Raw genomic sequence first — 19,500 nt, forward strand, 5'->3', positions numbered from 1 at the left:
CACTCGAAAGCAGCTAAGTCGAAACGGATCGAGTGCGATGGGCTGTCCAGGAACACACTGGCCGGAAGGGCTGAACGACGAAGAGGCGCTGCAGCGTCTGCAGACGCTATGTCTGGGCGCCTGCGATGGCATTCAGGATCTGGCGGACGACACGCGCTACAAGGCGCTGCGGCGGGCGCTGCTTGGCCGGACCGACCTGCGGGCGTTGGCGCCAGCCTTTGTCGCGGCCCAGCCCAGCCTTGAGGCATTCGTACGTCATGCCCGGGAGACGAAGGATCGCACCCTGCGGCGTGAGATGGTCCGTGAGCAGTTTAAGGCGCTCTGGGACGAAGTTCGAGGACCGGATGCCGTCAGTTCGGCGACGTGGACCGGGCGCCCTTCTCTGCGCGAACATGCCGCTGTCATTCAGGCGTTAGCGCCTGTTGCTTTGGACGCTGTTCAGCGACTGATCGACGATGAAGAACTCGCCCGCGACAATGGTGGGCCGGTCGACGCCGATCGTGCAGTAGCGTTGCAGCAACTGAAGGCACTGCATGGCGCCCTCGGCGATCTGATCGCGGCTGTTGACCACGCCAGGCCGCTTGAGCCCGTGTTTGAGCGGCTACGGTTCGTTCGTCAGGAGGCCAAGGTTGCGATCGGTAAGGCGACGGCCGCGCTGCCGGTTACGACGTCGGCGCTGATCGCGTTTGGCAGCGTCGTTGGTATCGTCGAGTTTTTCGTAGGGAATGTCGTTGTTGCAGTCGCTGCCGGGGGAGTCGCTGGCAATACGCTCAAGGACGCGATGCTGAAGAAGAGTAACGTTGTCCCGTAGTAGATGCACGGTACATGAGGTCCCCGGTGTTATGCTGATATTAAAGGAACTATTCGGCTTACCAGGCAGCACTTATGCAGTATCAGTCATGATATATTAAACTTAATTCATTTAAGCTGATATTCGAAAGTTTGGCGCCGCAGTTGCGTTAACCATGGCTTAAGGCTGTTGTGCGGACACATGGCTACCTTTAACTGCCGCTTCGCCCTCGCGAGGAGGATGTCGGAGAGGTCGCATTCTGCAGACTTTGGTCCCAATAACGACGAAGTTCCCATTTGCCATCGAACAGTGCAGCGCAGCGGTCCCTGAACTCATCCCATGGAACTTTCGCGGTGTAGCCGAGAAGCAATAGCCATCCCGTCAAGAACGCCACTACCGTCGGCGTGTCGCCGCCGACAGAGGTAAGGGCTGTTGTAGTTTGCCTTACGACGAAGCTGACATAAATAAACAGCGATGCAGATGCTGCAAAGAAGGAAAGCATGACCCACCAGATATCGAACATTCCGCCACGAAATAAAGATCGCATTAAGCCTGCAAGCGCGCCAGAAACTACGGCTACGAATAATATGCAGATTGATAACGTAACCTTTAGCGTAACGGATATCGATAGGAACTCAGTTCCGTTCTGATTCTTGATTCCTGAAGAGTGCATGACAGCCAGCAGAATCACCGCTGGTATAAAGACTATTAGCATGAAACCCATCGCGATCATGAAAGCGTTGACCGTTAGAAACAGCGGTCGATGCACCCACTTTGTCTGTTGGACCCATTCCGTGTAGGCCTCATGCATACGCTTGAGTGTTTGCATGAAATAGGGCTCCGGCACCTGTGGAAAGCTGGTTGCTTAGTCCATTATGGCTAGCCCGCTGGCAACCAAATTATCGATCGTAAACGAACTCATGCCTCCGGCGAAATTCCAATTCCGACTACAAAAACAAGCTGCTGTCGGGCATTGTCGGCATATGCCCCGTCACCTTGGCGTCTCACCGGCAATTAGAGTGGCCCTACGGCCGGCACGGGTAGTGTACGATTAACCGGGTTTTCCGCTTTGGGAGTTAGCGGGCATTCCAGCGTACACTGTGAAATGAATTGAACTGGTCGGTAGGTGCCGCAACCCAGACAGGGGCAAAGACCCACAAACCGACGTTCGCGAAGCATAGCTGACTCCCTAATCCGGACGCTTGTTCATCGAGCGCGTGGCCACCAGAGTTGCGCAAGGTGCACCTGCCCGGCAGGCCGCCCTCTAGCGCGCAAGCGAGCGTGAGCGAGTGAGTGAGTGAGTGAGTGAGTGTTTTACGGCCTGTGGGCCGAAATTCTGAACGCGATCTTCGCCAGTGCGTTGGTGTGCGTCGAGAAGGGCATCCCTCCTCGAAATGCGAGGATATGGAATGCCAAAGCCCTTCACGATTGCAGTGCCGGACGAGAGGCTGGCCGCCATCAGCGCCAAGGTCGCATCGTTCGACTGGGGCGCACTGCCGGACGCCGGAAGTTGGCAGTCGGGTGTCGGCCTTGCGGATCTCAAGCGCCTCGTAGACTATTGGCGCACGCGGTTCGACTGGCGTTCGCAGGAACGCCGGCTCAATGCCTTGCCTCAGTTCACCACGGAACTGCTCGGCCAGAAGCTCCATTTCATTCACGCGCGCGGTGATGGTTCGCGTCCTCCGCTGCTACTGCTGCATGGCTGGCCGGGCTCGTTTATAGAATTCCAAGCACTGATCGCTCCATTGGTCGCCGACGGCCACGACGTCGTTGTGCCTTCACTTCCCGGTTACGCCTTCTCTGGGCGCCCCGCCTCTCCGATCGGCCCGCGCCGGACGGCTGAGGTCATGCATGGCCTAATGGCCGAGCTGTTCGGCGATGCCCCATATCTGGTGCAAGGCGGCGACTGGGGAGCGGCGATCGGGAGCTGGATGGCGCACGATCACCCTGAATCCGTCGCGGCGCTGCACCTTAACATGGTCCTGATCCAGGCTGCAGACGCAGTGCCGAAGACGCCTGATGAACTCGCTTGGGCCGCGCAGCGCGCAAAGCTGGCTAAGGAGGAGACCGGCTACTCGCAGGAGCAAGGCACACGTCCGCAGACGCTCGGCATCGCCATGGCGGATAGCCCTGTTGGCGTTGCAGCTTGGATCTTGGAAAAGTTCGGCGCGTGGGCCGACGTGCCACGCGACGCGCAGGGACGGCCCGATCTATGGCAGGCGTTCGATGAGGACCTGCTTCTCACGAACATCATGCTGTACTTGGTCGAGGGGTCTTTCATCACATCCACCTGGATGTATCGAGGCCGCGTGTTGGAGAGGTCGGGCCAATTCCCGGCCGGCACCCGCATCAAGGTGCCGACCGCCGTTGCGGCGTTTCCCGATCCGGTCTTCCCGCCACCCCCGCGCTCGCAAGCCCGCAAGACCTATAAGATCGTCCAGTGGACTGACATGGACGCGGGCGGCCATTTCGCGGCGCTCGAGCAACCCGAGCGACTCCTTTCCGATATGCGACGGTTCTTTGCAGACAAGACATCACCGAAGCGCGGCGGACGACGTCTTGCCGTCGGCATCGCCGGCATTGCAACCATCGGCATCTGGGCACTGGCGCGTGGCAAGCAACGATCGGACAATGCAGCAGCCCGCGAGCGTACGACATACCCGCCGCTGGACGTTCCAAAGGCTGTCGTCGAAGGCGTTTGGATCGTCGACAGCGGGCCGATCAACGCGATGGGCCTCAAGCTACCTTTGCGGATGACGATCTTCCGGCTCAGAGACGGCGATCTACTGCTGCATTCGCCGACCCCCTTTTCGGCCGAGGTGGCCAAGGCTGTCGAGGTGCTTGGGCGGGTGCGGCACCTCGTTGCTCCTAACATCGCACACTGGACTTTCCTCGCCGACTGGCAACGCGCCTACCCTGAGGTGACTACCTGGGGCGCACCGGGACTGCGGGACCGAGCGCAGGTTCGTGCATCGACAGTGAGGATCGATGCCGAGCTGAGCGAGATTGCCCCCGCCGAGTGGGCTGACACGCTTGACCAGGGAATCGTACCGGGAGGGGCTGGCTTTAACGAAGTCTGGTTCTTCCACCGGCACACCCGGACGCTCGTGCTTGTCGACCTGATCGAAAATCTCGAGCCCGACAAGTTGCCGCCGATCGCGCGGCTAGTGATGCAGGCTTCCGCTGCGACGCGCGGCACGACGGCACGCTACTTGCGCCTGCCAGTACGGCTCGGAGGCCCAAAGGCTAAAAACGCCGTGCGAGCGATCGTGGCACTTGAGCCTGAGCGGGTGATATTCGCCCACGGCCGCATTTTCGACAGCAACGGTGCGGCAGAATTGAAGCGCGCTTTCGAATGGCTGACGTAGAAGGGTTTGGCAGACATACCCATGTCTGCTTGGACCCACAATCGAACGCTCACGCCCCTTCCCTTGTGTCCCAACTTCCGACGCTGGTGCATCTTTGCGAATGAGCGATTTTGAAGCCCGGCTATTCGCTCGCGAATGCCGTGATGGGGAGGAAAGCGGAGCGTCTGCTAACGCGCTGGTGCTTGCCAATCGGACAGCTGGTCGGACACGACCCACGCTATCATCGGGCAAGTTGATGGAACTATCGTCGGACGCGATTGCTGATAGGAGCCGGTGATTACCTGGTGGCGGTGGAAAGCTATAAGAACGTGACCTTTGGACGGCGACATATCGCGATCATTGCGCCGCCAACCGCCGGGCATATCAACCCTTTGGTAGCTCTGGGTGCCGCCCTTGCATCGACCGGCTCCCGGATCACTGTGGTTCACATGGCTGCGGCGGCATCGCTTGTAACGAGTTCGGCAGTGCGCTTCGCCGCGATCGACCATCCGGCGGACTACGAAGGTTCGCTCGCGAAACATATGTACACGCTGGCAAACCCTTCAGGATTTATCGGACTTCAAAGGATGATCCGCAGCACCGCTGCGATGACCCGCCTGCTTCTCGAGACCTTGCCATCAGCTTTGACCAAGCTTGGCATCGACGCGGTGATTGCGGACTCCGTGGAACCGGCTGGCGCGCTGGTAGCTCGGTATCTTCGTTTGCCATTTATCACCGCAGTTACCGGGTTGCCCCTCCTCCGGGAGGCAACGGTCCCGCCGCCGTTTCTTGGGTGGGCGTATCGTCCAGATGCAGTCGGTATCAACCGGAACAAGGGCGGTTACGCGGTAAGCGATCTGCTAATGAGACCGATCACCGGGACCGTCTCGACATACGCTCGTCGTTGGGGTCTTGATCCAAGCTCAAAATATCAGTGGTCGGAACGCTTGCAGATCGCGCAATGTCCAGCCAGCCTCGACTTCCCCCGCGCCGCGCTTCCAGCAAGTTTCCGATATGGTTCACCATGGCGGCTTGGTGAACTGGCAGAAACCCTTCCGGTGGACCAGCGGCCATTGATATTCTGTTCGCTTGGATCCTTACAGGGTGCGCGGCGAGCGCTGTTTGCAGCAATGACGAGCGCATGCGCCGCTGTTGGTGCTCGTGCAGTGGTAGCGCATGGCGGCGGGCTGAACGAAATCGAAGCCGCCTCCCTTCCCGGTGATCCGCTGGTCCGGGCGTTCCTACCGCAGACCCAAATCCTGCGCCAATGCTCGGCCGCGATACTGCACGGCGGCTTCAACACCGTGTTGGACGCTTTGGCTGCCGGGATCCCGATCGTGGCCGTGCCACTGGCGTTTGAACAGCCAGCGACGGCTGCACGTCTTGTGCGGATCGGCGCCGCTTGCGTTGTATCTCCGGCGGACGCACGTCGGGGCAGCCTCGAACCCGCGTTGCGACGCCTATTGACCATCCCGACTTATCGCCGCGTCGCTCGCAAGTTTGCCGCGGATATTGCCGCCGGCGGGGGCGTGACCGAAGCAGCGGCGTTAGTTAATGCCGCCCTTGGCGATCAAGGTGACCTAATACCGATAAGGCCGAGGTCAGCGAACAAGGAGACGGCCTACGCCGCGTGAGGCGATGGCCAAAGATGATCGCAGGTGGCGCCAAGATCAGGCCCATGATGACGTCCGCCCCATAATGGCCGCCGAAAACTGGCGTCGCAAGGATAGTAAGTACCGCCCATGCGGCGCCTGGGACCGTCAGCCGTGGTATGGCTCGGAAAGACCAGATGAAGATCGCGGCGAGCGTTGCATGGAAGCTCGGGAAGCTGACTATTCCCATAAGCATCGTGAGATCCAGTACCTTGTGCGATCCATCGCGAAGGCCAGTGATCAATCCTTGCTCGAGCCATGCCACGGACGGCCAAAGATGCTGGTAGTGTGCAGGATCAAACAGGTTGCCCATCGCGGGCGTCAGACCTGAGATCAGGATCGTGACGAACCCGGAAAGGATCGCGGCGCACACGGTAGTCCTGAGCACGTCGAACTTTGATAGACTGCTTAGCGCCACGATCACGACAATCATCTGCAAAGTTAGACTGTGATAGGCCAATCCTAGCACCCAGATCGCTGTCGGAAATTTGTCGAGGAGAGCCAGTGCCACTGGCCAGTTGAACCCGATCATGCGGTCTGCCGCTGCCAGACGGTCGTCCCACAGCACTCCCGACTTCGCGGCCAGCGCATAGGCTAAAACGACGCCCAGTAACGTAAACAGGGTCATTTGGAGGAAGGCGGTTGCGCCAGCAGCGAAGCGAGGTCGCGCGTTGCGCCGGCCGATGATGATAGCCACGCTGAGTGCGACTAACGCCATGACAGCAGGCACCGCCCGGACCCAATCAATTGAAAACGCACGTGGATATTCTGCAGCGATGAAGCTCAGCAGCATCGCCGCAATCAACCCCCATGACGGTATGTCTCGACGGTCAGCGGGTAATGTTGGCGCAGTCATTGCCGTCGAACGCAGATCGTACGCCGGCAGTGCCATCGACGTTGTAATCCGCTACCGATGCATGAATGATGTGCATTGCTGGATGACCGGAAACCAATCCGGTATGACGCTTGGCCACTCGTTGCCACGTCAGTTTCCATCCCGCCAGCTGAACGAACGTATGGCACGCCCCGTTTGCAAGTAAGATTTTTGATGATCTGATTAGTCTGCGCCAACGTATGCGGTCTCGTAGGCAAGCCCACGGCCAAGATGGAAATCCGCGCGTCTGAAGCCTCATAATGTCCACGGCATCGAGTGCCAATTCGTTCATCGGGCCTTCCAAACGCCGATCGACTATCAGGCCATCTCCACTCCTTCCTGCAAACCTCGTAAGCTACGCGTGTTACCTCACGCTGCCGAACTGTTTATATTGCAACCGGGTAGTTACGTTCGAATGGCATGTCTCTGCGCAGGGCAGCCCACGCGACGCGAGCGAATTTGTTGGCAAGCGCCACCACGATGGCATTGCGATGCACGCCTCGTTCGATCATCCCCTGTAACCATCGTCCAAGCGGCGTGTCGCCTTTGGACAAGGACGGCAATGCAGCTCTGGCGCCATGGATGAGCAGCGTACGCAAATACGTGTTGCCGCGTTTCGAGATACCCAAGAGGCGCGGCTTGCCGCCCGTTGTGTGTTGGCGAGGGACTAGGCCGAGCCAAGCGCCGAGATCTCGGGCTTTGCTGAAGCTGCTACCATCGCCGACCGCGGCTACCAGCGCGGTTGCATTGAGTACGCCAATGCCTGGAATGGTCGTCAGTCGACGCATCGCAGCGTCGCTGCCCGCCATCTCGACGAACTCCCCATTTAACATCTCGATCTTCGTATCGAGTTGCTTCCATTCCGCCCGCATTTCCGCGATCAACCGGCTCATCCGCGACGATAGGGTGTTGTCACCGTCAGTGAGCAAGTCGTCGATGCCCTGCTCAAGCTTGCGCCGTCCGACCGGAAAGCTCACCCCACGTTCGAACAGAACCGCACGAAGTTGATTTATCAAGTTGGTCCGTTCAGCCACCAGGCGGGACCGCGCGCGGTGTAGGGTCTGGATGTCCAACTGATCCTGCGTCTTCAGCTCGACGAAGCGCATCGTTGGTCGAGAGGCCGCTTCAGCAATCCCCTCCGCGTCCCGATCATCGTTCTTCTGCGCCTTCACGTACGGACGGACATACTCCGGCGACATCAGCCGTACCTCGTGACCGCTTGCGGCAAACAGCCGGCCAAGATGATGCGCTCCGCAGCAGGCTTCCATCCCGATCACGCAGGCCGGAAGCTTTGCCACGTATTCGATCAGCGTCTGGCGTCGCAGCGACCGGCGCAGGACAACTGTGCCCCGCTCATCGACACCGACCATGCTGCAAGATGTTTTGCCCAGATCAACTCCAAGGATTGCAATAGACGCGATAGACATCGACTCGCTCCTTCCTCTTCAAAGATCCGCATCATATCCGATGCTGGATAAGGGGCGAGCCATCCCATAATGGCCTGCGTTGAGAAGCGGGTAAAATTGCTTGAATGTCTGGAATGGCCCGATTGTGTTGAAAAAGCCGGGATCGGCTGCGGGCAGGCCCGTGGTTTGAAACAGAGCTAGGCGCGCGCGGCGCCTCAGGCGGGTGCCATCTGCGACGGCATCGGAATCAACTTGGCCATCTTGCGGAGGTTCTGGGCGGTAGCGACGAGGAGGAACTCGTCTTTTGCGCCGTTGGGACCTCGCAGGCGCAATCGATCCAGCTTCAGGATGCGTTTGAGGTGCGCAAACAGCATCTCGACCTTCTTCCGCTGCCGACGGGACGTCACATACGCGTCCGTCGTGGCAATATCGCGGGCCAGGTCGCGAGCGCCTTCGTGGATGGAGCGCGTGACCTTGCGGGCCGGCATGTTGGGCGTGCAGCGTTGCCGCAGGTCGCAGGCGGCGCAGTCCTGCTGCCGGGCGCGATAGCGGATGAAGCCGTCCTGGCCGACATCGCCGCGGGACTGCGTGAAGTTGCGGTTGCGCGGACGCAGGCGGTTGCCGGCAGGGCAGACATAGCGGTCGTCGCCCAGGTCATAGCGGAAGTCTGCCCGCGCGAAGGTGCCGTCGCGGCGGGCAGACTTGTCGAACACGGGGATGTGCGGGTGGATGTCGCGCTCGTGGACGAGCCATGCGAGCATCTCGGCTGAGCCATAACCGGTGTCCGCCGCCAGCCGTTCGGGCCAGACGCCGAAGCGGTCCTGCACGCGCTCGATCATCCGCTTGCAGGCGGTTACCTCGGCCTGCCGGATCGCAGTGCTAGGCTCCAAGTCCATGATGACGGCATGGTCGAGATCGATGAGGTAGTTAGTAGGCGTAATAGGCTTGCCCGCCATGCGCGCAGGTCCAGCGCGACGCCGGATCCGCCGGCGCCAGAAACTTCGGCACCACCGGCGTGGCCGCTCCGAATGCGGCATCGTCGAGGACGGCAAGATACTCGCGAACGGCAGGCGTGTCGGCGTCGGGCGGCAGGCCCTCGCTACCCGGGCCGCCAGTCTGACGATTGGCATCGGCCCGGATGAGGCTGGCATCGACAGCGAAGCCTTCGCCACCGACCAGCCCCTCGGCCATGCATTACTGCCGGTCGACGCGCAAGAAGCCCTTGATTTCGCAGATTGTGGCGCTGGACTAGGGCATGTATGCTGGCTGCAAAGGATCACAAGCCCGACACTTGCGCCCAGGGCGCCTGGAACCTGTCCTCGACTGCGACCCGACGCGTTCTGTCTTGCCAGATACCTTCAGCCTCCGCAGTGAGGGAGACGCCTCGTCACGGCAGCGGCACGGTGTCGGCAAATACAGCACGCTGCGCGCAACCAATTCAAACATGAACGATTTGTCATGTACCACCGATCAACATGGATCGGGGTGCCGCAAGGAGCACATCATGACGAATATCCTATTGACGAGTGCGCTGCTTGCTGCCGCTGCTTCGGCAGGCGGATCGATCGAACATCAGACCCGGATCGATCATCCCACGGGCGCGGTCGACGCGCAGTATCGGGGCGACGTGACGATCATCCACCAGCAGGTTGGCACCGTCAGCCCGGGCGGCCGTGCCTCTACGCTCGGCTGCGTCTGGCGCGCTAACATCGCCGTAGTACGTGACGCGCGACATGCTTCCGGCTCGCTGTTCACGCGCGCGATGGAGCGCCCCGGCGCGATCGAAGGCCGCCGCGCCGGCTGGTGCAGCACACACCGCGCCGCGATCGCGCGGGAAGTCGCCGGTCGTCGCGACGAACTCCGGGGTCACCTGATCGACGTGGCACGGGAGGATCACCAGATGTTGCGCAGCGATATCGACCGCGCCCATGGGGATTCGCGCGCAGGATGAGGCGTGTGTGGCGTGCGGCCCTAGTCGGCGCACTGGCCTCGATCCCGCTCACCGTCGCCGCAAGCACCGCGACCGCGCAATCGCCCTTGTCCGGCGGTTTCGAGGTGACGACCGACGAGCGGCGGCGCGGGCTTAGCTGGAGCGAGGGGAAAGGCTCCGCGTCGGCCGATGTTTCGCTCGACATGGCGGACTGGCGCGCGTCGTCGCGCGTCGTCGCGCTGCGCAGATCGCCGCGTCATGGCGGTGCCGACGCCGTGATCGACCTGACCATCGCCAACCGTCGGCGCCTCGGCGCATTCGAGGTCGAACTGCGCGGACGGGGACATCTGTTTGTGGGCGGTCCCGACCGGCTGGACTATGTCGAGATCGGGGGCGGGGGCTCGTATGCGCTTGGCCCGCTGATGGTCGACGCCGGGCTGGACTATGCGCCCAGCCAGTCGTCGGTCGGCGGCAGCACCCTGTATCTCTACGGGGGTGCGACGGCCGGCATCCCGGGCACGCCCTTCACGCTGGTGGCGAACGCCGGCCGGACGACCGGTGCCGGCACTGCGGCGCGTGCCGCGCGGCTGCGGGCGGACGGGCGCTATCACGACTGGCGGATCGGCGTGGACCATGTGACCGGCCCGCTGACGCTGGGCGTCGACTATATCGGCACCGACCTCAGCCGTGACGATAGCGCCAGTCCCTATGCCGATACCCGGCACACGGGCGACAGGCTGCTGGCACGAGCGCGTCTGGCGTTCTAACCGCTAGCACGCTGCGCTCTCGGGTACAGTGTCTCCGGTGGCGGTAGATCTTGCAATACTATGCGGCCGATGCGGCCGTGTCGCGCGGCGAGCGTTCAGGCGGGGGCTGAAAGAAACGAGGGGAATGATCATCGGTTGGTGGCGCAGCTATTGCGGGAAACAGTTCGGCGCGATTGCTGAGTGGACCGTTCGCGGCTTTCATGCCGCTGCGAGAAGTTGCCTGTTGAAGTAGCCGTGATAGGGCGTCCTGCGGTCAAGCGACGAGTGCGGGCGTCGTCCGAGGTAGAAGGCCAAGTACCGGCCAAACAAGGCGGGCGCGACGCTGGCCTAGCTATAAGTCCGCAGGTAGACCTCCTCGTATTTCACGGAGTGCGAGAGGAAACGCGTTCTACGACGAAAAAGGGGCCGGCAAGCCGACCCCTTTCAATGTACCAAGGTTTCGCGACCTCAGCCGGTGCAAGGGCAGCCGGCATGGTTGCAGCCGGCGGACGCTTGGTGGTGAGTGGCGCAGTTGTCGCCGCAGAAGATGCGACCATCTGCTTCTACCGCATTGCTCGTGCTGACAACGCAGACGCAATCATTGCAAGCACACTTTACCATTTCGACGTTGACGCTCATCATCTATTCCTCGTGTATGTGGTCTTCGGGTTCAAGCACGTGGTCCATCATGTTGGTCAGCATGGTGCGAACGTGACAGTCGGGCAGCTCATAGAAGACGTTTCGTCCGCTACGTGTCTGCTTCAACAGCCGCCCTGCCCTCAACAAACGAAGGTGCTGCGAAACGAGGCTCTGGCTGACTCCGACCTCTTCGGTAAGGTCCCCCACCGACCGTGGCCCCTCCAGGCACGCCGCTACCAGCCTTAGCCGGTTCGGCTCGCCAAGAAGGTGAAACAGCTCGGCAAGCTGCGCTCCCTCATCGTGTGTCATGCAAACACCAACATATGAACATGTACTAATATATACACGTACGTACGCTCGTCAAATGGTTTTCCATTATCTGTTCGCGATCAGTGATGTGTGTGGTTGCAGGCTTTCCGCGGAGTGGTCACGTCGAGCAGCGCTCCGCCCGTTCGGCGCAGCAGGCTCGCTGACCAGCGGAGAATAACCGCCGCGCCGACAATCCCCATAAGCGGGTCGAGCCATACCAAGCCGTAGCGCCGCCCGCACCAAAGCGCGGCGATCGCTAGCACGGAGGTGAGCGCGTCGGACAGCACGTGCACGAAAGCAGCCTCGCGGTTGTGATCGTGGCCACAACCATGCGCATGCGGCGCTTCGCGGAGCAGCCAGGCGCTGAGAAGGTTCACTGCAAGACCGATCAAGGCCACCACCAGCGCGGCTGAAAAGTCGATCGGTCCAGGCGAGACGAGACGAGCAACAGACTCACCTGCAACCAATATGGCGACTACCGCGAGCATCACGGCATTCGCGAAGCCACCAAGGTCGCCCGCACGGTGTGCACCGGAATAGCGTCCCGACGTCGCATGACGTCGCATGAACCGGTAAGCGAACACCGCCACTCCCATGGCAGCAGCATGCATCCCCATGTGCCAGCCGTCTGCGAGCAGTGCCATTGAACCGGTCCACCACCCCGCTGCCACTTCGGCGATCATCGATACCACGGTCAGGCCGAGCACTAAGGTTGTTGCGCGTTCGCCTTGTGCATGGGCGTGAGCGTCGCCCTTAGTACCATGGGGATGCTCAGGGTGATCGTGATCTGTAGCAAAACTGGTCATGACTAAATCCGTTTGACGACACCGCATCATGCCCCCGATTTTCGTGCTGCGTTAGTGTGCGATGCTGGTCACAGCGAACATCAGCATCATTCCAGCGATACTGGCCAGGGTCGTTCGCAATCGTGGATCGAGCGCATAGCTTCTCGGCAACAGTTCGCACGCACCAATATACAGAAAGACGCCAGCGAACCCGGCCATCAACGGGGCCAGCATGGCTGGCGGGACGGTTATGCCGAGGCCAAGCAGCACACCCAATAAAGGCGCGAAGCCGTTCAACACGAGCCAGCGGCGTGCTGCTCTTTCCGACCTTGCTGCCAGACAGAGGCTCACCGTGTTTACGCCGTCCGCAATATCGTGCGTTAGAACCGCCAGAGCGATGAGCCACCCGGCGTCCGCACTGATCTGGAAGGCGATGCCGATGCCCATACCGTCCATCAAGCTGTGTAGCGTCAGGGTGGCGGGGCCGAGATGCGTTCTCCAACCCGCCGGTAGCCATGTTGCCTGTCTCAGCGCTCGATCGAGCAGCATGTAAAAGCCAAGCCCGACCGCCACGAACCCGACCAATGCTCGCGAACTCCAATAGCCGTGCGCAAGCTCGAGTGCCTCAGGAACAAGGTCGAACACCGCCACCCCGAGTACCACGCCTGCAGTAATACCCAGAACAAACACGATCCTGTGTTGCAGGCGCAACGCCAGCAGCCCCCCGGCAAGTGTTGCTAGGCTGGCGGCTATGCCAAAAGCAATGGGTATGAGGCTCAAAGGTCGAGCCTTGGATCGACCTGTCGACCGTTGGGTAAGCGCCAGAATTTTGTAGCTAGGAGCATTTGCACGCACTGACGCACTCGGCCTCATGATACAAGATATCGAGCCGGTATCATACGTATCTTCGCTGGGCGGCACCCCGTCAAAGGTCAGCACCGCTCATGCGGGCAGGAGCGCTAGTGAAGATTGAGGTACGAACGGCCGACACGCCCAAGGGTCGAAAAGTCTCAGGTGCCCCGTTCGGGATCGCGCGCTTGCCTTAAACCAGATATGATGTATCGTCTCTTCCGGAGCCAGTTGTAGTAGACCAGACGTTGCAAACGAGAACAATCGATTGGCTTGACCGGGCTCCGCTGGTGGGATCCGCAGCCTGCATGGTGCACTGCCTGGCGCTCCCGCTACTGCTCGCGGCTGCGCCCGTTTCCATCTTTTTCTTTATACCCGAGAGCTTCCATCATTGGGTCATTGCCTTCGCTGCGCCCGCGGCGGTGATTGCCCTTTCGAGCGGTAGAGCGCGCCACCGCACCGTCTTTCCGGTCGCCTTCGGGTGTGTTGGACTCACTTTGCTACTACTTGGCGCCTTTGTGTTTCCCGAAGGCCAGGTCGAGACGATCGCGGTCGTCTTTGGCGGCGTATCCCTCGCCACGGCGCACATTCTGAACTGGCGTTCGCGTCGTGCCTGCTAGGCGTTTCAGCAAGCCAAAAGCGTTCTGTGTGCGGCGCCCTTACGGCTGGCTCCACAATGAAGTGCTGCGCGTGCTCGACGTTTCTGGAAAGCCGCTCAGCGCTCACGCAATTGCGCTATGCATCGCCGAAAGCGAACCTGGCATTCACCATAGTTCGGTCTTTCGGGCGGTAGGTCGGCTACTCGAAACCCAGGCCGTCGACAGGATCGAAGCGCTAGCTAGTTATGTCTTGCACCGGCCATTCCCAATGTTGACGATGATCTGTCGTCACTGTGACGTGACAACAACAGCCGACGCTGGCGCGATCAGGACTGTCCTCGATGACGTCGCGGAGGCGAAAGGATTCCAGCCCCGGCGCTACGTTACTGAGATCGTTGGATACTGCACAAGATGCACAGCATCTGGGGATTCTCCCAGCCAACCAATTTGAGCGATTGCCAAGAGTCAACGAAGCCGTGGCGGCGGAATACGATCCGCCGCCACAGCACATCTCGTTACGTTAAAGCCCGAACCGGATCGTAGCGCGGATATCTCGCCCTGCAAGCGGAGCGAAGTCCTTGAGAAAGCTTGCATGTCGACGAACGTTCACGTCGAACATGTTATTTGCTGACAGAAGCAGCTTGGTTTTGCCGTCACGACCGAACGGCGAAAGGCTAACACTTGCGTTGACGATGGTATAATCCTTCGTTGGCGTTTCGAACGCTGCAATGCGCTTCTGATCAAACAGATGTTCCACCTCGCCGCGTAGCGTGAACTGACCGCCCTGCGCCTCAATGCCGCCAAGGACACGCGCCGGCGGGATACGCGGGATCGGCCCTTGATCGACGACGTTGGCATGTACGTAGTCGCCGAGCACGTCACCGTTGATCCGCGTCTCACCGACCTGGAAGAGCGTTGCCGACAGGTTTGCTTCGAAGCCGTAGTAGCGCGCGTCCGCCTGCTGGTACTGGAAGCACGGCAGGTCCACTTCGCCAGCATCGGCAGGATCGCGGCCGTATAACGTTGTCGCAGCCTGGCAAACTTCCGGTCCAACCTGGTTTTCCGAAATATAGTTGGAGAACCAGTTGTAATAGGCCGAGGCGTCGAAGCTCACGCGATCGGTATGGGCATGCAGCGTTGCCTCGAGACCCCAGGACTTTTCCAAACGGAAGTTCGGGTCACCCAGTTCGTAGGCTTGGGTGCCGGCATGTCCGCCATTTGCAAAGAGCTCTTCACCAGAAGGTGCACGCTCCGTGCGTGAACCATTGATGCCCACGCGGACCGCGTCACTCAGTGCGTACGACGCGCCAAGTGATCCGGACAAGGCGTTGAAGCTACGCCGCCCTGTAAAGAAGCGGCTTTCTTCATCGTTGCGGGCGTTCAGGTCGCTCCATTCATACCGCAAGCCACCCTCAGCACGGAACGCGCCGGAGTTGAATTGCTGGAGAGTAAAGATCCCGGTCTGGTTGGTCTCGTTTCGCGGGAGGAAAGCCTCCTCGCCCACTACGTTGAACAGGCGGTTGAAGTACTGGACGCCGGATGCACCACTCCAGCCCCCGCGGTTCGCCTGGACGAGTTCGAGACGACCTTCGGTTCCATTGTTGTAGAAGGCAGTGCCGACCGAGCCATCCTCCTCCAACTCGAAGTGACGGTAGTCGGCATGTCCAAGGCGAACGCGAATTCGCTCAAGGAAGCCACCGCCCGTCTCGATCTCGCCGCGCAGATCGTATCGGTTCTGCACGATGTCGAGCCGCGGCGCTTCCTGTTCTTGCCCGACTTCGGTCGCGTATCGAATAGGCACGCCGTAGAAGCTGTCATAATGACTGTAGGAAACGCCCAGGCTACCGGTATCGGTAATGATGGAAGCGCCGACACCTGCCGTCCACGTCTTTGAAAAGGAGTTGGGCAGGCGGCCCTTGATCTGCGCCGCCCCGGCAAAGTCGATCGGCTCTTCGCCGGGCTCGACCGCCTGCGGGAGGCCCACCTGGCTCAGCACAGCTGCACGGGCCTGGCGCGACAGCGCGTAACCGCCGATTTCCAGATCGTCAGACTTCAGATAGGATCCATCAGCATGCAGCACGAGGTGCTTGCCGACGGCCACGTCGCCTGCGGCTTCAACGGAGCGCTCGTTGGCGGCACTGCCATAGTTGGCGATGCCGTTCACGCGGTAGCCGTTCTCGGGCACCGTCCGGGGGATGCGCGTATCGATGACGTTGACGACGCCGCCAACGGCTGACGAGCCGAACAGCAACGCAGAAGGTCCGCGTAATACTTCGATGCGCTCAACGAGAAGTGGATCGATGATAACGGCATGATCGACGCTCGTGTTCGACACATCGATCGAGCCGATCCCGTCAGTCAGGACGCGGATGCGCTCTCCCTGAAAGCCTCGAAGAATGGGCCGAGATGCAGAAGGTCCGAACGACGTGGCAGAGACGCCCGGCAAGCGCGCCAGGGTTTCGCCAAGGGTAGGACGCAGGTTACGGGTTAGCGCCTCTCCGCTCAGCACCGATGTACCCTGCAAAACGTCGCGTTCGCTTTGCTGGAGGGGTGCAGTGACAATGATATCTGCGCCAACGGCAGTGGAGCGAGACGGTGTTGGAACGGCTCCTCCGGCAGGGCCATCCCGCTCATTGGCGAGAGCAGTCCCGCTTGATGCGGACTGAGCGTATGCCGGTCCGGCAAGAATCGACAAGAGGCTTACGCCGATAAGATACTTGTTCATTACGTGTCTTCCCTGAACTTCAACACGCCCATACCTTAACGTTATATTGTCACAAGGGATGAGTTTTAAAATGATATATTTTCATGAGGCAGCGCTGCGATCAGGTCGGACTATCGGCTCGTCCCGTGACGGTACTCCGCAACAGTGCCCAGGCGCGGAATTGATCAATACGCAGTCCTCTCTAACTTCACCAACCGGACGTATGAGCGGATTTAGCCAAAGCAAACAGCAGGAAGATAATCAGGTGTTGCAGGTAGCGCAGGTTCCACAGACCTCGATCACGGGGCGCTTGGCATTAAATCCTGCAAGCCCTACCGCTGCGCGCAGGTTAGTTGCGATTGCGTCATCATCAATATGATCAATGCTACTGCAAACATCGCAAACAAGGAAGATGCAGTCATGCTGACAACCAGGATGAGCGTTTACAATATAGGCATTTCTACTTTCTATCCGCAGTACAATGTTACTCTCTACAAAGAGATCTAATATTCTATAGACGCTGTTTGCGGCGATCCTGCGGTTTTCCGAACGCGACAAGCCGTCAGCTATATCATAAGCAGAAGCCGGCTTAACAAAATCCGCTATGGTCATGAAGACCGCTGCACGCATCGGCGTCCATTGCTCTCCAGCGGCAATAAGTACCTCTCGCGCAGCTTCGATTAATGCTGCGCCCTGAGGCTCTTGGTGAAAATGTGCGGCATGACCCATTGGCTGGATCTAGGTTGTAGGCCGAGCTTCGGCAACGCATGGCATAAAATGCTGCCCGGCCGTGCATTTGCCATTGAGCGCGGCAAATCACAAAGCTAGGGAGGTGATATATTATATCAGAGGCTTTATGAATTCCACTCCATTGATCCCCGTCACGGTTCTCACCGGCTACCTGGGCGCTGGCAAGACCACCCTCCTCAACCGAATCCTCAGCGAAAATCACGGCCGCAAATATGCGGTGATCGTCAACGAATTTGGCGAGATCGGCATCGACAACGAGCTCATCGTCGATGCCGATGAGGAAGTGTTCGAGATGAACAACGGGTGCATCTGCTGCACCGTTCGCGGCGACCTGATCCGTATCATCGAAGGCCTGATGAAGCGCAAAGGTGCCTTCGATGCCATCATCATCGAGACGACCGGGCTCGCCGACCCGGCACCTGTTGCCCAGACTTTCTTTGTCGATGACGACGTGCGTGCGCGTGCCAGCCTCGATGCGATCGTGACCGTCGTCGACGCGCGCCACATCCTTGCCCGGCTTGAAGACAGTCACGAAGCAGAAGAGCAGATCGCCTTTGCCGACGTAATTCTGCTTAACAAGACCGACCTCGTGGACGCACAGGAGCTGGAGCGGGTCCGCCAGCGCATTCGCGCCATCAACGGCCCGGCACGGCTGCATGAAACACAGAAATGCGTTGTGCCTCTTGAGGAGGTTCTGGAACGTGGCGCCTTTGATCTTGATCGCATTCTGGAAATTGAACCCAATTTCCTGTCCGAGGACGATCACGAGCACGACGACGCGATTACATCGGTATCGCTAAGCTCGGAAAGCCCGATCCGGCCAGAACTATTCATGCCTTGGCTGCGCAACCTGACGGCCGAGCAAGGACAGGATATTCTGCGCCTCAAAGGCGTGCTGGCTTTCCCCGATGAGGAGCAGCGCTATGTCGTACAAGGCGTTCACATGCTGCTCGATGGCGATCATCAGCGTGACTGGAAGCCGGATGAGGTCCGTGCCAGCCGCATGGTGTTCATCGGCCGCAATCTCGATGCCGCTGCTCTACGGCAAGGCTTCGAGGCCTGCGCGGTTAGCGCTGCCTGATGGCTGAGCTTCTCGAAAGAGCTGCGTTGGTCCATCGTCACGGCCGGCACGTCGAACTCGACGCCGAACCCACTGCGATCCTGTGGCTGGGGACGTTAGCCGCAGTCGCGCTTGGCGATGGTAGCGTACACTGGCTAAACGACGAAGGTGGACCGCTGACACGCTCGGTGCACGCCGGAGCGATCCTGACCACCTGCCGGCATCCTGATGGCATGTCCGTGCTGACCGGAGGCGATGACGGCCGCGTGTGCCGGGTCGCAACCGACGGCGACATTACCGAGATTGGCCGCTTCGAGCGTAAATGGGTCGAGCATCTTGTCGCTAGCCCCGCGTCTGGCCTCATTGTCGCAGGGGTCGGCCGCGAGGCGGTGGCGTGGATCAAGGGCTCGACCGAGCCTACCCATCGCTACGCCGTTGGTTCAACGATCGGTGGCCTCGCGCTCGACGCGAAGGGCAAGCGGCTCGGGATTGCGCACTACAATGGTGCAACCCTGGTTTACGGCACCAATCCGGACAGCGGCCGCGTTGCTCTCAATTGGGTCGGTTCGCACATCGCCTGTACGATGAGCCCCGATGGTCGCTATCTTGTCACCGGCCTGCAGGAGACGGGACTTCATGGCTGTCAGCTCCCTGAGTTGCGAGACATGCGTATGTCTGGCTACGCCACCAAGACCCGCAGCTTCTCCTGGGATCGCAAGGCCAAGTGGCTGGCAACAGCGGGCGATGCGCAGGCGATCCTCTGGCCCTTCGAGGGCAAGCTCGGGCCAATTGGCAGGGCTCCATTGCTGCTCGCTAAGCGAGAGGGCACGATCGTTACGCGTGTCGCTTTCCATCCACGCGACGACATCCTTGCGATAGGGTACAGCGACGGGACGGTGATCCTTGCTCGCCCCGCAGATGAGAACACCGTGCTCATCGATGAGGGCGGCGCCTTTATCACCGCGCTTGCCTGGAACGATGCCGGTACCCGGCTCGGCTGGGGCGACGAGGACGGCCGGATTGGGATCCTCGACATGGAAGCGCGGGCGTGAGGAGCCCC

General features: G+C 60.3%; 17 protein-coding genes and 2 pseudogenes. 8 read left to right on the forward strand and 11 right to left on the reverse strand.

Translation table 11 applies throughout. The features are described from left to right. The first annotated feature begins 37 nt into the window (after positions 1 to 37). Positions 38 to 811 carry a hypothetical protein gene (locus U1707_RS17295; RefSeq protein WP_332801300.1) on the forward strand — a complete coding sequence of 258 codons (774 nt, stop codon included), beginning with the start codon at positions 38 to 40 and terminating at the stop codon, positions 809 to 811. A 190-nt stretch (positions 812 to 1,001) separates the two neighbouring features. Here the strand turns inward: U1707_RS17295 and U1707_RS17300 are convergent, their stop codons facing one another. Next, positions 1,002 to 1,619, reverse strand: a complete 618-nt coding sequence (locus U1707_RS17300) for a hypothetical protein (protein WP_332801301.1) — start codon at positions 1,617 to 1,619, stop codon at positions 1,002 to 1,004. Positions 1,620 to 2,199: 580 nt separating this feature from the next. Here U1707_RS17300 and U1707_RS17305 point away from each other — a divergent pair. Both U1707_RS17305 and U1707_RS17310 read left to right on the forward strand, forming a co-directional pair. Beyond that, a complete protein-coding gene (locus U1707_RS17305; protein ID WP_332801302.1) occupies positions 2,200 to 4,158 on the forward strand; it encodes an alpha/beta fold hydrolase in 1,959 nt (652 codons plus the stop codon). A 257-nt stretch (positions 4,159 to 4,415) separates the two neighbouring features. After that, on the forward strand, positions 4,416 to 5,771 hold the full coding sequence (locus tag U1707_RS17310; protein WP_332801303.1) for a glycosyltransferase: 1,356 nt from the start codon (positions 4,416 to 4,418) through the stop codon (positions 5,769 to 5,771). On the opposite strand, the gene U1707_RS17315 is transcribed toward U1707_RS17310, so the two are convergent. The 3 genes and pseudogenes from U1707_RS17315 to U1707_RS17325 all read right to left on the reverse strand — a co-directional run. After that, positions 5,689 to 6,681 (reverse strand): phosphatase PAP2 family protein, encoded by a 993-nt coding sequence (locus U1707_RS17315; protein WP_332801304.1) that lies wholly within the window; start codon positions 6,679 to 6,681, stop codon positions 5,689 to 5,691. The two genes, U1707_RS17310 and U1707_RS17315, sit on opposite strands and share 83 nt — an antisense overlap. A 368-nt stretch (positions 6,682 to 7,049) precedes the next feature. Further along, positions 7,050 to 8,069 carry an IS110 family RNA-guided transposase gene (locus U1707_RS17320; RefSeq protein WP_332801364.1) on the reverse strand — a complete coding sequence of 340 codons (1,020 nt, stop codon included), beginning with the start codon at positions 8,067 to 8,069 and terminating at the stop codon, positions 7,050 to 7,052. 215 nt (positions 8,070 to 8,284) lie between these two features. Beyond that, positions 8,285 to 9,263, reverse strand: a pseudogene (locus U1707_RS17325) (transposase); the annotation flags it as partial. A 310-nt stretch (positions 9,264 to 9,573) separates the two neighbouring features. Between U1707_RS17325 and U1707_RS17330 the strand changes: the two are divergent. Together U1707_RS17330 and U1707_RS17335 are read left to right on the forward strand one after the other, a co-directional pair. After that, positions 9,574 to 10,020: a hypothetical protein gene (locus U1707_RS17330; RefSeq protein ID WP_332801305.1), complete on the forward strand. Its 447-nt coding sequence runs from the start codon at positions 9,574 to 9,576 to the stop codon at positions 10,018 to 10,020. After that, positions 10,017 to 10,766 carry a TorF family putative porin gene (locus U1707_RS17335; RefSeq protein ID WP_443025721.1) on the forward strand — a complete coding sequence of 250 codons (750 nt, stop codon included), beginning with the start codon at positions 10,017 to 10,019 and terminating at the stop codon, positions 10,764 to 10,766. Before U1707_RS17330 ends, U1707_RS17335 begins: the two co-directional genes overlap by 4 nt. Positions 10,767 to 10,964: 198 nt before the next feature. Here the strand turns inward: U1707_RS17335 and U1707_RS17340 are convergent. From U1707_RS17340 to U1707_RS17360, 5 genes and pseudogenes are all read right to left on the reverse strand, one after another. After that, positions 10,965 to 11,144: pseudogene (locus tag U1707_RS17340) on the reverse strand (IS3 family transposase); the annotation flags it as partial. A gap of 69 nt (positions 11,145 to 11,213) precedes the next feature. Beyond that, the gene (locus tag U1707_RS17345; protein WP_332801307.1) at positions 11,214 to 11,387 is read right to left on the reverse strand and encodes a metallothionein; all 174 of its coding nucleotides are present in this window, start codon (positions 11,385 to 11,387) and stop codon (positions 11,214 to 11,216) included. After that, positions 11,388 to 11,693: an ArsR/SmtB family transcription factor gene (locus U1707_RS17350; RefSeq protein WP_192099774.1), complete on the reverse strand. Its 306-nt coding sequence runs from the start codon at positions 11,691 to 11,693 to the stop codon at positions 11,388 to 11,390. It abuts the gene before it with no gap. Positions 11,694 to 11,773: 80 nt separating this feature from the next. Further along, positions 11,774 to 12,499 carry a cation diffusion facilitator family transporter gene (locus U1707_RS17355; protein ID WP_332801308.1) on the reverse strand — a complete coding sequence of 242 codons (726 nt, stop codon included), beginning with the start codon at positions 12,497 to 12,499 and terminating at the stop codon, positions 11,774 to 11,776. A 51-nt stretch (positions 12,500 to 12,550) separates the two neighbouring features. After that, positions 12,551 to 13,258 carry a ZIP family metal transporter gene (locus U1707_RS17360; protein ID WP_332801309.1) on the reverse strand — a complete coding sequence of 236 codons (708 nt, stop codon included), beginning with the start codon at positions 13,256 to 13,258 and terminating at the stop codon, positions 12,551 to 12,553. Between the two features lie 317 nt (positions 13,259 to 13,575). Between U1707_RS17360 and U1707_RS17365 the strand changes: the two genes are divergently transcribed. Continuing rightward, entirely contained in the window at positions 13,576 to 13,947 is a 372-nt protein-coding gene (locus U1707_RS17365) for a MerC domain-containing protein (RefSeq protein ID WP_332801310.1), read from the forward strand. A 499-nt stretch (positions 13,948 to 14,446) separates the two neighbouring features. Here the strand turns inward: U1707_RS17365 and U1707_RS17370 are convergent, their stop codons facing one another. Together U1707_RS17370 and U1707_RS17375 are read right to left on the reverse strand one after the other, a co-directional pair. Further along, complete coding sequence (locus tag U1707_RS17370; RefSeq protein WP_332801311.1) at positions 14,447 to 16,651, reverse strand: TonB-dependent receptor; 2,205 nt, start codon at positions 16,649 to 16,651, stop codon at positions 14,447 to 14,449. Between the two features lie 240 nt (positions 16,652 to 16,891). Continuing rightward, positions 16,892 to 17,359 carry a Fur family transcriptional regulator gene (locus U1707_RS17375; protein ID WP_332801312.1) on the reverse strand — a complete coding sequence of 156 codons (468 nt, stop codon included), beginning with the start codon at positions 17,357 to 17,359 and terminating at the stop codon, positions 16,892 to 16,894. 127 nt (positions 17,360 to 17,486) lie between these two features. On the opposite strand from U1707_RS17375, the gene U1707_RS17380 reads away from it, so the two are divergent. Together U1707_RS17380 and U1707_RS17385 are read left to right on the forward strand one after the other, a co-directional pair. Next, a complete protein-coding gene (locus U1707_RS17380; RefSeq protein ID WP_332801313.1) occupies positions 17,487 to 18,461 on the forward strand; it encodes a CobW family GTP-binding protein in 975 nt (324 codons plus the stop codon). Then, the gene (locus tag U1707_RS17385; protein ID WP_332801314.1) at positions 18,461 to 19,492 is read left to right on the forward strand and encodes a WD40 repeat domain-containing protein; all 1,032 of its coding nucleotides are present in this window, start codon (positions 18,461 to 18,463) and stop codon (positions 19,490 to 19,492) included. Before U1707_RS17380 ends, U1707_RS17385 begins: the two co-directional genes overlap by 1 nt. Positions 19,493 to 19,500: the final 8 nt, after the last annotated feature.

The organism is Sphingomonas sandaracina (assembly GCF_036663695.1).
GTDB lineage: Bacteria > Pseudomonadota > Alphaproteobacteria > Sphingomonadales > Sphingomonadaceae > Sphingomonas.

Excerpts from the sequence above, each read along its gene's own strand:
- U1707_RS17330 (WP_332801305.1), top strand. The coding sequence starts at position 9,574 with ATGACGAATATCCTATTGACGAGTGCGCTGCTTGCTGCCGCTGCTTCG.
- U1707_RS17375 (WP_332801312.1), bottom strand. The coding sequence starts at position 17,359 with ATGGGTCATGCCGCACATTTTCACCAAGAGCCTCAGGGCGCAGCATTA.
- U1707_RS17295 (WP_332801300.1), top strand. The coding sequence starts at position 38 with ATGGGCTGTCCAGGAACACACTGGCCGGAAGGGCTGAACGACGAAGAG.
- U1707_RS17385 (WP_332801314.1), top strand. The coding sequence starts at position 18,461 with ATGGCTGAGCTTCTCGAAAGAGCTGCGTTGGTCCATCGTCACGGCCGG.
- U1707_RS17355 (WP_332801308.1), bottom strand. The coding sequence starts at position 12,499 with ATGACCAGTTTTGCTACAGATCACGATCACCCTGAGCATCCCCATGGT.
- U1707_RS17345 (WP_332801307.1), bottom strand. The coding sequence starts at position 11,387 with ATGATGAGCGTCAACGTCGAAATGGTAAAGTGTGCTTGCAATGATTGC.
- U1707_RS17335 (WP_443025721.1), top strand. The coding sequence starts at position 10,017 with ATGAGGCGTGTGTGGCGTGCGGCCCTAGTCGGCGCACTGGCCTCGATC.
- U1707_RS17350 (WP_192099774.1), bottom strand. The coding sequence starts at position 11,693 with ATGACACACGATGAGGGAGCGCAGCTTGCCGAGCTGTTTCACCTTCTT.
- U1707_RS17315 (WP_332801304.1), bottom strand. The coding sequence starts at position 6,681 with ATGGCACTGCCGGCGTACGATCTGCGTTCGACGGCAATGACTGCGCCA.
- U1707_RS17300 (WP_332801301.1), bottom strand. The coding sequence starts at position 1,619 with ATGCAAACACTCAAGCGTATGCATGAGGCCTACACGGAATGGGTCCAA.
- U1707_RS17370 (WP_332801311.1), bottom strand. The coding sequence starts at position 16,651 with ATGAACAAGTATCTTATCGGCGTAAGCCTCTTGTCGATTCTTGCCGGA.
- U1707_RS17380 (WP_332801313.1), top strand. The coding sequence starts at position 17,487 with ATGAATTCCACTCCATTGATCCCCGTCACGGTTCTCACCGGCTACCTG.
- U1707_RS17305 (WP_332801302.1), top strand. The coding sequence starts at position 2,200 with ATGCCAAAGCCCTTCACGATTGCAGTGCCGGACGAGAGGCTGGCCGCC.